This window comes from Marinactinospora thermotolerans DSM 45154 (assembly GCF_900167435.1).
GTDB lineage: Bacteria > Actinomycetota > Actinomycetes > Streptosporangiales > Streptosporangiaceae > Marinactinospora > Marinactinospora thermotolerans.
The window spans coordinates 37,566-50,469 of sequence record NZ_FUWS01000007.1 but is presented as its reverse complement, the minus strand read 5'-3'; the positions used below and the strand labels follow the sequence as shown (position 1 = coordinate 50,469).

The following is a 12,904-nucleotide window of genomic DNA, read 5'->3' as shown; positions in this document are numbered from 1 at the left end:
CGGCGGCCACGGTGCCGGTCACACCATCGCTTCGAGGTCCCGCCACGGTTCGGTGATCGTCGCACCGAGGTGGTCGAAGCACCGCTCAAAGATGCGGAGGAGGTCGGAGACGTCCCCGCATCCGGTCTCGCACCACATGCTGTGGGCCAGACGGGCCATGGAGGCGAACGCGGCGGCCACCAGCCGTGGACGCGGGTCGATCCGCGGGTCCACACCGGTGCGCCGGGCGATCGCCTCGGCGGCGCGATCCTGGTGTTCGTTGACCTGACGCAGGTGGGCGGCCAGGAGCTGGGGACAGGAGCCGATCAGCCGTCCGGCCACCGAGTGCCGGTGGAGGGCCGGCTCGTCCATCTCGCCCCAGGTCTCCAGGAACGCCCCGCGCAGGGCGGTGAAGGGGTGCTCTTCGGCGGGGCGCCCGGCGAGCTTGGCGTGCATGGTCTCGGCGGTTTCCGCGTCCACGGCGAGGACGACGTCCTCCTTACCGGCGAAGTAGCGGAAGAAGGTGCGTTGGGAGACGTTGACGGAGGCGGCGACCTCCTCGGTGGTGGTCGCGTCGAAGCCGCGCTCGGCGAACAGGCGCAGGGCCGCGTCGATCAGCGCGTCACGGGTCATGGCCTTCTTGCGCTCGCGTAGACCGGCACGGGCGGGAGGTTCCGTCAGGGTCGTCACCGCCGTCACCTCCCGTTCGCCTTCTTGGCGGCGAGAATACACCTGCGTCGACCAGCGGGGCATGGGCTGTCAATGGTCGGCCGCTGACAGTTCTGTCCCGTCTGTCCCGCCGTCGTGGTCCTGGTGGGGGCCGATGCCCGGCGGATCCAGCGGTCACCGGTACGGGGAGCGTGTTCCGCCGGGGCGCCGCCGCCACGGCGATCCGGCGGGGACCGCCTCGACCCACAGGGGGAGGCCACCGTCCCGAGAGCGCGGGCGGCGACGTCTGGCCGGCGAATGCCCGTTCGGGGGCGCGGTCCGCATCGGCCGTGGCCCGGGGCGTGGCCGCGCGGCGCGAACGGCGTGGCCGCACCCTGTCCGTGACCTGGGGAAAGTCAAGAAAAAACTACGGAAGCCGGTAACAGGAGGATGGTTCGCTTCGCGGTGAATCGGTCAGACGTAGCGGGCGGAACGACAACCCCACACCACGAGGTGGCACCATGCCCGACGCGCAGCGCAAGACCGATCCCGCACGCGACGAGAAGGACCAGCAGCTGGAGCGGTACCGCACCGACTCCAGCGGCCCTCTCACCACCGAGACCGGTGTCCGGGTGGAGGACACCGACAACTCGCTGAAGGCCGGGGAACGGGGACCGACCATCCTGGAGGACTTCCACCTCCGCGAGAAGATCACCCACTTCGACCACGAGCGCATCCCCGAGCGGGTCGTGCACGCCCGTGGTTCCGGAGCCTACGGCTACTTCCAGCCCTATGAGTCCATGTCCCGCTACACCTGCGCCGACTTCCTCAGCGACCCCTCGCAGCGCACACCGGTCTTCGTCCGCTTCTCCACGGTCGCCGGTTTCCGCGGCTCCGCCGACACCGTTCGCGATGTCCGGGGCTTCGCCACGAAGTTCTACACCCGGCACGGCAACTTCGACCTGGTGGGCAACAACATCCCGGTGTTCTTCATCCAGGACGGCATCAAGTTCCCCGACTTCGTGCACGCGGTCAAGCCGGAACCGCACAACGAGATCCCTCAGGCCCAGTCGGCCCACGACAACCTGTGGGACTTCGTGGGACTCCAACCCGAGACCACGCACATGATGATGTGGGTGATGTCGGACCGGGCGCTGCCGCGCAGCTACCGGATGATGCAGGGGTTCGGCGTCCACACCTTCCGCTTCGTCAACGCCGACGGTGTGGGCACCTTCGTGAAGTTCCACTGGAAGCCGAAGCTGGGCACGCACTCCCTGGTCTGGGACGAGACCCAGAAGATCGCGGGCAAGGACCCCGACTACAACCGCCGTGACCTGTGGGAGGCGATCGAGAAGGGCGACTACCCCGAGTTCGAGCTGGGCGTGCAGATCGTGCCTGAAAGCGACGAGTTCGCCTTTGACTTCGACCTGCTCGACGCCACGAAGATCATCCCCGAGGAGCGGGTTCCGGTCACGCCCATCGGCAAGATGGTGCTCAACCGTAACCCCGACAACTTCTTCGCCGAGACCGAGCAGGTCGCGTTCTGCACGGGCAACATCGTCCCCGGGATCGACTTCACCAACGACCCGCTGTTGCAGGCCCGCAACTTCTCCTACCTCGACACCCAGCTCATCCGCCTGGGCGGGCCGAACTTCCAGCAGATCCCGGTCAACCGTCCGCTCGCCGAGGTCTCCAACAACCAGCGTGACGGCTACAACCAGCGCCGCGTCCACCGCGGGCGCACCAACTACTTCCCCAACTCCCTGGGCGGCGGCTGCCCCTACATCTCCGATGACACCGAGGGGCTTTTCCGGCACTACCAGGAGCGGGTCGACGGGCACAAGATCCGCAAGCGCAGTGACAGCTTCCAGGACCACTACTCGCAGGCCACGCTGTTCTACAACAGCCTCGCCGACTGGGAACGGGAGCACATGATCGCCGCCTTCCAGTTCGAGCTGAACAAGTGCGACGAGAAGTCGGTCCGGGAGCGGGTCGTCGCCAACCTCAACAACGTCGACCACGAGATGGCCGTGCGCATCGCCAAGGGCATCGGTGTCACGCCGCCCGAGCGCGAGGTCAAACCCAACCACGGGGCCTCCTCGCCCGCGCTCAGCCAGGCCAACACGGCCATGGACACCATCAGCACCCGCAAGATCGCCCTCCTCGCGGCCGACGGTGTCGACGCCAAGGGCGTCACCGCCCTGCGCGAGGCGATGGCCGCCAAGGGCGCGACCGTCGAAGTGCTGGCACCCACCGAGGGCACGGTGACCACCAGCGACGGCGGGACGCTGGAGGTCGACCACGCCATCAACACCATGGCGTCGGTGCTCTACGACGCGGTCGTCGTGCCCGGGGGAGTGGAGGGCGCCGCGGCGCTGGCCGCCGACGGGCTGGCGAAGTTCTATGTGATCGAGGCGTTCAAGCACGCCAAACCGATCGCGGCGATGGGCGCGGGCGTGGACGTGATCGCCAGGCTGCCACTGCCGGAACTGCGGCTCGCCGGCGGAGGCGACGGCATCGTCACCGACCAGGGGGTCGTCACCCACCGCAACGGCGACGACAGGGAGTTCCACGAGACCTTCGCCTCCCTGCTGGCCCGCCACCGCGTGTGGGACCGCGACGTGGCGTCGGTTCCCGCCTGAGACGCGCCCGGGCCGGGACCCCGGCTCCCGGACCGGGCCGTTCGTCCCCTCCCCGGTCACCGAAGACCGGTTTTCCCCCGGATGCGCCGGGGATGATGGGGGCGCCCGCAGGCACGGCTGAGGAGGAGCGGCGTGGGACGGCGCAACCTGATCTTCGACGCGGACGGCACCCTGTGGCGGGAGGGGGAGACCTTCGCCCGGGGAATCGACCTCTTCGTCCGCCACCTCGTCCGGCCGGGGCTCTCTCCCGGGCAGGTGCGCGAGATCCTCGACGAGGCCCAGCGCCTCAACTCCGCCACGCACGGCTACCGCGCCGGGGTCTTCGAGCGTAGCCTCACCGACTGCCTGGCCCGTCTACGCCCGGACTCGGCGCCCACCGAGGCCGACCGCATCGCCCTGGAACGGACCTGCGCGCCCGTCCGCGACCGCGCGCTTCGCCTCGTCGCCGACGCCTCGCCGACGCTGACCGCGCTGGCCGCGGACAACCGGCTGTTCCTCCTGGCCCAGGGCGCCCCGGCCGAGCAGGGCGCGAAGATCGAGGCCTCGGGGCTCGCCCCGATGTTCGCCGGAATCGGCAACGTCCGCCAGAAGGACCCCGCCACCTACCTGGCCTTCGCGCAGGGCCACCACCTCGACCCCGCCGACACCTGGGTGGTCGGCGACACCGCGCAGACCGACGTCTGGCCCGCGCTGGCGGCCGGGATGGGGGCGGTCCTCGTGGCACCGGCCACCGGCGGACACGACGACCTGCCCGAGGAGGACGACCGCTTCCGACGGGTCACCGGACTCGCGGCCCTCGTCGACCTGTTCGGTTGAGGTGCCCGCCGACGGCCGGGTCAGCCGGCGGACGGGGACGGGTCGGCCCGGGTGATGCGGGCCGCGGTGCGTTCGCGATGCTCCAGCGCGTTGCTGGTCGTGCGGGTGTGGGCGCGCATCAGCCGGCGGGCGTCGTCGGCGGCCGCGCGCGCCACCTCGGGCCGGGCGGCCTGGCGCGTCCGCGGCTGGTCGTCGGGGAGGCCGAGGTCCTCCGGCAGCCCGACACGGCCCACGATCCGCAGCTGCGCGCTCTCCTGCGACACCGACGGCCGGATGTCTCCGGTCGGCGTCTTCCAGTTGCGCAACCGGTGCTCCAGCCACTCCTCGCCCTGGTAGCCCTCGCCGCGCGGCCAGGGCTGCCCGTCGGGGCGATGGCTGAGCGCGTGCAGCAGGTCGGCGATCGTCCAGCCGGCCGAGAAGAAGCGGGCCGCCTCGGCGCGCATCCGGCCGAAGTCGACGCCCCGCAGCGAGGTGTCGCGTCGGCGTAGCAGCTCACAGGCGCGGTGCACGTCGCTGCGCGTGTGCACCGGGGTGTTCAGCGGGTCGGGTTCGGCCGTCTGGAGCAGCGCGTCGTCGACGGTCAGGACGACGCTGCCGTCGCGGTTGTCCCAGATGCCCACGCGGTCGCGGGGCCAGCCCTGCGACTCGGCCAACGCCGTCGCGAGCCTGCGCAGATCGAGACCGTCGTGCGACGAGATCCGCAACTCCGCCATGGCCCCTCCTCACCCTCGTGGCACCTTCGTCCCAGCCTAGGTCCTCCTCCGGGGCGTGGGAGGCGCGGCGTCGGCGACGCCGGCGGGCCGGAGGAGACCGGCGCGGGTTAGGGTGGTCGCTGCTGAGAAGCCGAACGATCGAGGTGGCCGTGCCCAGCACCACACCCGCGCCCGACATCGCGGCGTCCAACACGTCGCTGCGGGCCTATTTGCATGGACTCCCCGGGGTCGACGAGGTGGGCGCCCGCGAGCGCGCCGCCCAGCTCGCCACGCGGTCGGTCAAGACGACCGCCAAGGCCCAGGCCATCGACCTCGCCATCCGCATGGTCGACCTGACCACCCTGGAGGGCGCCGACACGCCCGGCAAGGTCCGCTCGCTGGCGGTCAAGGCCGCCCACCCCGACCCCGCGGACCGGTCGGTTCCCCCGGTCGCCGCCGTGTGCGTCTACCCCGACCTGGTCGCGGTCGCCGTCGAGGCGCTCGCCGACACCGGGGTCGCGGTGGCGTCGGTGGCCACCGCGTTCCCCTCCGGGCGCTCCCCCTTGGCGGCCAAACTGTCCGACACCCGCCGCGCGGTCGCCGACGGCGCCTCCGAGATCGACATGGTCATCGACCGCGGCGCCTTCCTCGCCGGCGACTACCGCGCCGTCTTCGACCAGATCGTCGCGGTCAAGGACGCCTGCGCCGGCGCCCACCTCAAGGTCATCCTGGAGACCGGGGAGCTCGTCACCTACGACAACGTGCGCCGCGCCTCCTGGCTGGCCATGCACGCGGGCGCCGACTTCATCAAGACCTCCACCGGCAAGGTCTCCCCGGCCGCCACCCCGCCGGTCACCCTGGTCATGCTGGAGGCCGTCCGCGACTTCCACGCGCTCACCGGCCGCAGGGTCGGGGTCAAACCGGCCGGGGGCATCCGCACCACCAAGGACGCCATCCGCTACCTGGTCCTGGTCAACGAGGTCGCGGGGGCCGCGTGGCTGGATCCGGCGCTGTTCCGGTTGGGCGCCTCCAGCCTCCTCAACGACCTGCTCATGCAGCGGGCCAAGCTGTCCACCGGCGTCTACGCCGGACCCGACTACTACACCCTGGACTAGGCGATGGCGGACGAGATCTTCGAGTACGCGCCCGCGCCGGAGTCACGCGCCGTCGTCTCCCTCAGGTCCTCCTACGACCTGTTCATCGACGGTGAGTTCACCCCGGCCTCCGGCGAGGAACGCATCACCACCCTCAACCCGGCCGACGAGGAGCCCCTGGCCGAGGTCGCGGTCGCCTCCGAGGCCGACATCGACCGCGCGGTCCGCGCCGCCCGTCGCGCCTTCGAGGAGGTGTGGGGCCCGATGCCGGGGGCCGAGCGGGGCAAATACCTGTTCCGCATCAGCCGCATCATCCAGGAGCGGGCCCGCGAGCTCGCCGTGCTGGAGACGTTGGACAACGGTAAACCCATCAAGGAGACGCGCGACGTCGACATCCCCCTGGCGGCGGCGCACTTCTTCTACCACGCCGGCTGGGCCGACAAGCTGGAGCACGCGGGGCTGGGGCCCGCGCCGCGGCCGTTGGGCGTGGCGGCCCAGGTCATCCCGTGGAACTTCCCGCTGCTCATGCTGGCCTGGAAGATCGCCCCGGCGCTGGCCACCGGCAACACCGTCGTCCTCAAACCCGCCGAGACCACCCCGCTGACCGCGCTGCTCTTCGCGGAGATCTGCCAGGAGGCGGGCCTGCCGCCCGGGGTCGTCAACATCGTGACCGGCGCGGCCTCGACCGGGCGCGCGCTCGTGGCCCACCCGGGCACCGACAAGGTCGCCTTCACCGGGTCCACCGCGGTCGGCCGTGAGATCGCCCGGACCGTCGCCGGAACGGACCGCCGGCTCACCCTGGAACTCGGCGGCAAGGGCGCCAACATCGTCTACGACGACGCGGCCATCGACCAGGCCGTCGAGGGCGTGGTCACCGGGATCTTCTTCAACCAGGGCCACGTCTGCTGCGCCGGATCGCGCCTGCTGGTGCAGGAGTCCGTCGCCGAGGAGTTCCTGCCCCGGCTGCGCGCCCGCATCGAGCGGTTGCGCGTGGGCGACCCGCTGGACAAGAACACCGACGTCGGCGCCATCAACTCCGCCGCGCAGCTGGCCCGCATCCGCGACCTCGCCGCCACCGGCGAGCAGGAGGGGGCCACCGCCTGGTCCCCTGCCTGCGACCTGCCCGAACGCGGCTACTGGTTCGCGCCGACCGTGTTCACCGGCGTCAGCCAGGCACACCGTGTCGCGCGCGAGGAGATCTTCGGTCCGGTCCTGTCCGTCCTGACCTTCCGCACCCCCGAGGAGGCGGTGCTCAAGGCCAACAACACGCCCTACGGCCTGTCGGCGGGGGTGTGGACGGAGAAGGGGTCCCGGATGCTGTGGACCGCGAACCGGCTGCGCGCCGGCGTGGTCTGGTCCAACACGTTCAACAAGTTCGACCCCGCGAGCCCCTTCGGCGGCTACAAGGAATCCGGCTACGGCCGTGAGGGCGGGCGACACGGGCTGGAGGCCTACCTCGATGGGTAAGGACGACAAGACGCGGGGACGGGCGCGGGCCGTTCGGGAGCCGGCCGCGCAACCGGCCCGCCTGGTGGTGCGCAAGACCTACAAGCTCTACGTCAAGGGCGCGTTCCCGCGCTCGGAATCGGGCAGGTCCTATCCCGTGACATCCCCTGACGGCCGTCACCTCGCCAACGCCGCGCTGGCCTCCCGCAAGGACGCCCGCGACGCGGTTGTCGCCGCGCGGGCGGCGTTCGCGGGCTGGGTCGGGCGTACCGCCTACAACCGGGGACAGATCCTCTACCGGGTCGCCGAGATGCTGGAGGGGCGCCGCGCCCAGTTCGTCGACGAGGTCGCGGCGGCCACCGGCGGCGACCGGCGCTCCGCCGAGACGGCGGTCGACGCCGCCGTGGACCGTTGGGTCCACTACGCCGGATGGAGCGACAAGATCGCCCAGGTGGCCGGGGCCGCCAACCCGGTCTCGGGCCCCTACTTCAACCTGTCCACGCCCGAGCCGAGCGGGGTGGTCGCGGTCCTCGCGCCCCAGGACGACCCGCTGCTGGGGTTCGTCTCGGTCGTCGCCCCGGTGATCGCCACCGGCAACACCGCGGTCGTCGTCGCCAGCGAGGAGCGGCCGCTCCCCGCCATCACCCTCGCCGAGGTGCTGGCGACCTCCGACCTGCCCGGCGGGGTCGTCAACATCCTCACCGGGCGCACCGCCGAGCTCGCCCCGACGCTGGCCGCACACGCCGACGTCAACGGACTCGACCTGACCGGGGCGGGCGGGCTCGCCGCGGAGCTGGAGCAAAGCGCGGCGGCGACGCTCAAACGGGTCATGCGTCCCCGGCCGGCACCCGACTGGGCCGCGAAACCCCCGATCGAGCGGATGACGCGCTTCCTGGAGACCAAGACCGTCTGGCACCCCATCGGCGTCTGACCAGGAGAGCCGTACGTCCCTTGTGTTTTCCATCGGCGTGGAATACACCGGTTCGTGGAGTCCCCGCGCCGGATCGGCGCGGGGAGCGGACGACGGCGAGGACGGACATGACCGACAGCAGGAGCATCGGTGCGCCGACCGTGACGGTCGGCCCCGCGGACGTGGAACTGGTACGCCTGGACGGCGACGACCCGCGTACCGGAAACCTGCGGGCGGCCGTGCTCAAACACCGGCTCGCCCCCGGACAGCACCGCTTCAGCGACCTCGCGGTCAACACCCTGCCCCGCGCCGACGCCGACTCCCAGCGGATCCCCTTCGCGGTGGTCGCCGAGGGGACCGCGGTCGGCTTCGGCATCATCGACCGCCGCGGCGCGCCCGCGGAGGTCGTCGCGGACCCCTCCCGCACCGTGTTGTTGCGGGCCTTCTACATCGACTCGCGCTGGCAGGGGCACGGGTTCGGGCGTGGGGCGTGTGCCGCGCTGGACCCGCTGGTGCGCGAGGTCGCCCCCGAGGCCGGCGAGGTGCTGCTCACCGTCAACGAGCACAACCACACGGCGATCCGCGCCTATCTCGCCGGAGGGTTCGGCCACACGGGCTACCGCTACCTGAGCGAGGACACGGGCCCCCAATTCGTGCTGCGTCGCGGGCTCAGGACGTGAAATCGGGGGCCGTGGCCGGGGCAGGAGGCGCCCGCCGGGCGGTTCGCCTTTGCCTCGACGGTCCTCAGCCGCCAGGATGCCACCAACGCGGGCGCGACGCCCCGCCGTGAACGAGGCGAAGGAGAGACGACTGTGAGCAGCAACCCCCATGAGGTGGCGCGCAAGGCCGCCGACGAACTCCGCTCCCGGGCCGGGGTCGACTCCTTCGACGTCGCGCTGGTCATGGGGTCGGGCTGGGTGTCGGCGGCCGACGAGCTGGGCGCGGCCGGCGAGGAGTTCCCGGTCCACGAACTGCCGGGCTTCCTGCCGCCCGCGGTCGAGGGACACGCGGGGTTGGTCCGGGCGGTCAAGGCGGGGGAACGCCGGCTGCTGGTATTCCTCGGGCGCACCCACCTGTACGAGGGGCACGGCACCGACGCGGTCGTGCACAACGTCCGCACCGCCACCGCGGCCGGCGCCTCGACGGTCATCCTCACCAACGCCGCCGGATCCCTGCGCCCGGAGCTGCGGGTGGGGCGTCCCGTCGTGATCGCCGACCACATCAACCTGACCGCCCGTTCCCCGTTGCGCGGAGCGTCCTTCGTCGATCTCACCGACACCTACTCGGCCGCGCTGCGCGCACTCGTCCGCGACATCGACCCCTCGCTCGCCGAGGGCGTCTACGCGGCGATGCCCGGCCCCCACTTCGAGACGCCCGCGGAGATCCGCATGCTGCGCGCCCTCGGCGCCGACCTGGTCGGGATGTCCACCGCGCTGGAGGCGATCGCCGCCAAGGAGCAGGGGGCCGACGTCCTCGGCCTCTCCCTGGTCACCAACGTCGCGGCCGGACTGTCCGATCGGCCGCTGGACCACGAGGAGGTCCTGGAGACCGGGCGCGACGCCGCCCCCGGGGTCGGAAGGCTGCTGGCCGCCATCGTCGAGCGGCTGTGACCCGGGCGGGCCGGTCCCGTCCCAACCGGACAAGGCGGAAAGGCGATCCACCCCCATGGGAGACGACCATCGCGAGCAGGCCCTGGCCTGGCTCGCCGACGACCCCGACCCGCGGACCCGGGCGGAGCTGCGCGCCCTGCTGGACGCCGGCGACGAGGCGGGGCTGGCCGACCGTTTCTCCGGCCGGCTGGAGTTCGGCACGGCCGGGTTGCGGGGCGCCCTGGGGGCCGGCCCCAACCGGATGAACCGGGTGACGGTCATGCGCGCCGCGGCCGGCCTCGCCGCCTGGCTCGGCCCCGGCCGCACCGTGGTCATCGGCTATGACGCCCGGCACGGTTCCGCCCGGTTCGCCCGTGACACCGCGGAGGTGCTCACGGGCGCGGGGTGCGTCGCGCTGACCCTGCCCCGCCCCTTGCCCACCCCGGTGCTGGCCCACACGGTGCGCGCCCTGGCCGCCGACGCCGGCGTCATGGTCACCGCCAGCCACAACCCGCCCGGGGACAACGGTTACAAGGTCTACGTCGGCGGCGCCGGTCCCCACGCCGGCAGCCAGATCGTCCCCCCGGCGGACAGCGAGATCTCCGCGCGGATCGACGAGGTCGGCGCGGTGCGCGCGCTCCCGCGCGGCGACGGCGGACGGGTTCTCGGCGAGGAGGCCGTCGAGCGCTACCTCGACGCGGTGACCGCGCTGCCCCTCGGCCCCGACCGCGGCATCGATCTCACCTACACCGCGCTGCACGGAGTCGGCACGGCGACCCTGCTCGCGGCGTTCGAACGGGCGGGCTTCCCGGCGCCCCGCGTGGTCCGCGAACAGGCCGAGCCCGACCCGGACTTTCCCACGGTGGCCTTCCCCAACCCGGAGGAGCCCGGGGCCATGGACCTGGCCTTGGCCGCGGGCGAGCGCGACGGCAGCGACCTGGTCGTCGCCAACGACCCCGACGCCGACCGGCTCGCCGTCGCGGTTCCAGGCCACGGCCTGCTCACCGGCGACGAGATCGGAGGGCTGCTCGCCGAACACGTCCTGACCCACACCCGCGGCCCCGACCGGATCGTCGCCACCACGATCGTCTCGGCGGGCCTGCTGCGCAAGATCGCGGCGGCACACCGGGTGCGCTACGCCGAGACGCTCACCGGTTTCAAGTGGCTGGTGCGCGCCGGGGACGCCACCGCCCGACCGGTCTTCGCCTACGAGGAGGCGCTGGGGTACTGCCTGGGAGGCGACGGGGGGCGCCCCGTCGCCGACAAGGACGGCATTAGCGCCGCGCTGGCCGTGGCGGCCCTCGCCGCGGGCGCGAAGCGGCGCGGCCGCACGCTCGTCGACCTGCTCGACGACCAGGCGCGCCGCTACGGCCTGCACCTGACCCGGCAGGTGTCGCTGCGCGCGGCGGGGATGGAGGGGATGGGCGAACGGATGCGCCGGCTGCGCGCCGAACCCCCGGACGACATCGACGGCCTGCCGGTGGAGTCCGTCGAGGACTTCGCGCGGGGACGCGGCGGCCTGCCGGCCACCGACGCGCTGCGCTACCGGCTGGGCGGTGAGGTGGCCGCCCGGGTCACGTTGCGCCCCTCGGGCACCGAACCCAAGCTCAAGGCCTACCTGGAGGTGGCCCTGCCGGCGCCCGACGACGTCGCGCGGGCGCGCGCCGAAGGGCGCGACCGCCTCGCCGGGATAGGCGAGGCGGTGTCCCGGCTGCTCGACGGGTGAGCCGCGAACGGCGCCGGGACGAGACGGCCCCGGCGCCGGGACTCACCCGTCGATCCGGTCGATGACCAGGGGCAGCGGGTCGTAGCCGCCGTCGATCTCATAGGCCCGCTCCAGCGCCTGGGCGGCGTGGTCGAAACGCCTCGGGTCGTCGGCGTGCAGGGTGAACAACGGTGCCCCGGCGCGGACCTCCTCGCCCGGTTTGACGTGCAGGGTGACGCCGGCGCCGGGCACGACCGGGTCCTCCTTGCGGGCCCGTCCCGCCCCCAGCCTCCAGGCCGCCAGCCCCACGGCGCGCGCGTCCAGGCGGGTCAGCAGCCCCGACTCCGCGGCGAGCACCTGGCGACGTTCGGCCGCCACCGGCAGGGGCGCGTCGGGGTCTCCTCCCTGGGCGGCGACCATCCGCCGCCACACGTCCATCGCCGAGCCGTCGCGCAGCGCGTCGGCCGGGTCCTTGGCCCCCGGGAGGCCCGCAGCCGCCAGCATCTCGCGGGCCAGCGTCACGGTCAGCTCGACCACGTCCTCGGGGCCGCCGCCCGCCAGCACCTCGACCGCCTCGGCGACCTCCAGCGCGTTGCCCACGGCCCGCCCCAACGGGGCCTCCATCGCGGTCAGCAGCGCGACGGTGCCCACGCCGTGGTCGCGGCCGATCCCCACCATGGTGCGGGCGAGCTCCCGCGCCGACGCGGTGTCGCGCATGAACGCGCCGGAACCGACCTTGACGTCGAGCACGAGCGCGCCGGTCCCCTCGGCGAGCTTCTTCGACATGATCGAACTCGCGATGAGGGGGATCGACTCGACCGTCCCGGTGACGTCGCGCAGCGCGTACAGCCTGCGGTCGGCGGGCGCCAGCCCGGGGCCCGCCGCGCACACCACCGCGCCGACGTCGCGCAGCACGCCGCGCATCTCCCCGGGGGTCAGCGACGCCCGCCAGCCGGGGATCGACTCGAGCTTGTCCAGTGTCCCCCCGGTGTGGCCGAGCCCCCGCCCCGACAGCTGGGGGACCGCGGCCCCGCAGGCGGCGACGGCCGGGGTGAGGGCGAGGGTGATCTTGTCGCCGACACCGCCGGTGGAGTGCTTGTCGGTGGTGGGCCGGCCTAGGTCGGAGAAGTCCAGGCGCTCGCCGGAACGCAGCATCGCCTCGGTCCACCGGCTGACCTCGGCCGCCGTCATGCCGCGCCACACGATCGCCATGCACAGGGCGGCCATCTGCTCGTCGGGGACCTCCCCGCGCGCGTAGGCGCCGATGACCCAGTCGATCTGGTCGGGAGCCAGCTCGGCGCCGTCGCGCTTGGCGACGATGATGTCGATGACGTCCATTCGCTCTCCTGTAACCCCCGGACGACCGCGGGCCGGCCCCGAGGG

General features: G+C 72.7%; 11 protein-coding genes. 8 read left to right on the top strand and 3 right to left on the bottom strand.

Going from position 1 to position 12,904, the window contains the following annotated elements:
• Positions 1-18: 18 nt before the first annotated feature.
• A complete protein-coding gene (locus B5D66_RS13715; protein WP_159457267.1) occupies positions 19-669 on the bottom strand; it encodes a TetR family transcriptional regulator in 651 nt (216 codons plus the stop codon).
• A gap of 479 nt (positions 670-1,148) precedes the next feature.
• Between B5D66_RS13715 and B5D66_RS13710 the strand changes: the two genes are divergently transcribed.
• On the top strand, positions 1,149-3,269 hold the full coding sequence (locus tag B5D66_RS13710) for a catalase (protein WP_078762123.1): 2,121 nt from the start codon (positions 1,149-1,151) through the stop codon (positions 3,267-3,269).
• 132 nt (positions 3,270-3,401) lie between these two features.
• Positions 3,402-4,085: an HAD family hydrolase gene (locus B5D66_RS13705; protein WP_078762122.1), complete on the top strand. Its 684-nt coding sequence runs from the start codon at positions 3,402-3,404 to the stop codon at positions 4,083-4,085.
• A gap of 20 nt (positions 4,086-4,105) precedes the next feature.
• Here B5D66_RS13705 and B5D66_RS13700 read toward each other — a convergent pair whose 3' ends face one another.
• Positions 4,106-4,798 (bottom strand): hypothetical protein, encoded by a 693-nt coding sequence (locus B5D66_RS13700; RefSeq protein ID WP_078762121.1) that lies wholly within the window; start codon positions 4,796-4,798, stop codon positions 4,106-4,108.
• Positions 4,799-4,947: 149 nt separating this feature from the next.
• On the opposite strand from B5D66_RS13700, the gene deoC reads away from it, so the two are divergent.
• From deoC to B5D66_RS13670, 6 genes are all read left to right on the top strand, one after another.
• Positions 4,948-5,892 carry a deoxyribose-phosphate aldolase gene (gene deoC / locus B5D66_RS13695; protein ID WP_078762343.1) on the top strand — a complete coding sequence of 315 codons (945 nt, stop codon included), beginning with the start codon at positions 4,948-4,950 and terminating at the stop codon, positions 5,890-5,892.
• A 3-nt stretch (positions 5,893-5,895) separates the two neighbouring features.
• Complete coding sequence (locus tag B5D66_RS13690; RefSeq protein ID WP_078762120.1) at positions 5,896-7,338, top strand: aldehyde dehydrogenase family protein; 1,443 nt, start codon at positions 5,896-5,898, stop codon at positions 7,336-7,338.
• Positions 7,331-8,248: an aldehyde dehydrogenase family protein gene (locus B5D66_RS13685; RefSeq protein ID WP_078762119.1), complete on the top strand. Its 918-nt coding sequence runs from the start codon at positions 7,331-7,333 to the stop codon at positions 8,246-8,248. Before B5D66_RS13690 ends, B5D66_RS13685 begins: the two co-directional genes overlap by 8 nt.
• Before the next feature lie 107 nt (positions 8,249-8,355).
• Positions 8,356-8,907, top strand: coding sequence for a GNAT family N-acetyltransferase (locus tag B5D66_RS13680; protein ID WP_078762118.1), 552 nt, complete (start codon positions 8,356-8,358; stop codon positions 8,905-8,907).
• A gap of 132 nt (positions 8,908-9,039) precedes the next feature.
• A complete protein-coding gene (locus B5D66_RS13675) occupies positions 9,040-9,837 on the top strand; it encodes a purine-nucleoside phosphorylase (protein WP_078762117.1) in 798 nt (265 codons plus the stop codon).
• A 55-nt stretch (positions 9,838-9,892) separates the two neighbouring features.
• Positions 9,893-11,542, top strand: a complete 1,650-nt coding sequence (locus B5D66_RS13670; RefSeq protein ID WP_078762116.1) for a phospho-sugar mutase — start codon at positions 9,893-9,895, stop codon at positions 11,540-11,542.
• Between the two features lie 42 nt (positions 11,543-11,584).
• On the opposite strand, the gene B5D66_RS13665 is transcribed toward B5D66_RS13670, so the two are convergent.
• On the bottom strand, positions 11,585-12,859 hold the full coding sequence (locus tag B5D66_RS13665; protein ID WP_078762115.1) for a thymidine phosphorylase: 1,275 nt from the start codon (positions 12,857-12,859) through the stop codon (positions 11,585-11,587).
• Positions 12,860-12,904: the final 45 nt, after the last annotated feature.

Coding starts and splice junctions, on each gene's coding strand:
- B5D66_RS13710 (WP_078762123.1), top strand. CDS start 1,149: ATGCCCGACGCGCAGCGCAAGACCGATCCCGCACGCGACGAGAAGGAC.
- B5D66_RS13700 (WP_078762121.1), bottom strand. CDS start 4,798: ATGGCGGAGTTGCGGATCTCGTCGCACGACGGTCTCGATCTGCGCAGG.
- B5D66_RS13690 (WP_078762120.1), top strand. CDS start 5,896: ATGGCGGACGAGATCTTCGAGTACGCGCCCGCGCCGGAGTCACGCGCC.
- B5D66_RS13685 (WP_078762119.1), top strand. CDS start 7,331: ATGGGTAAGGACGACAAGACGCGGGGACGGGCGCGGGCCGTTCGGGAG.
- B5D66_RS13680 (WP_078762118.1), top strand. CDS start 8,356: ATGACCGACAGCAGGAGCATCGGTGCGCCGACCGTGACGGTCGGCCCC.
- B5D66_RS13670 (WP_078762116.1), top strand. CDS start 9,893: ATGGGAGACGACCATCGCGAGCAGGCCCTGGCCTGGCTCGCCGACGAC.
- B5D66_RS13665 (WP_078762115.1), bottom strand. CDS start 12,859: ATGGACGTCATCGACATCATCGTCGCCAAGCGCGACGGCGCCGAGCTG.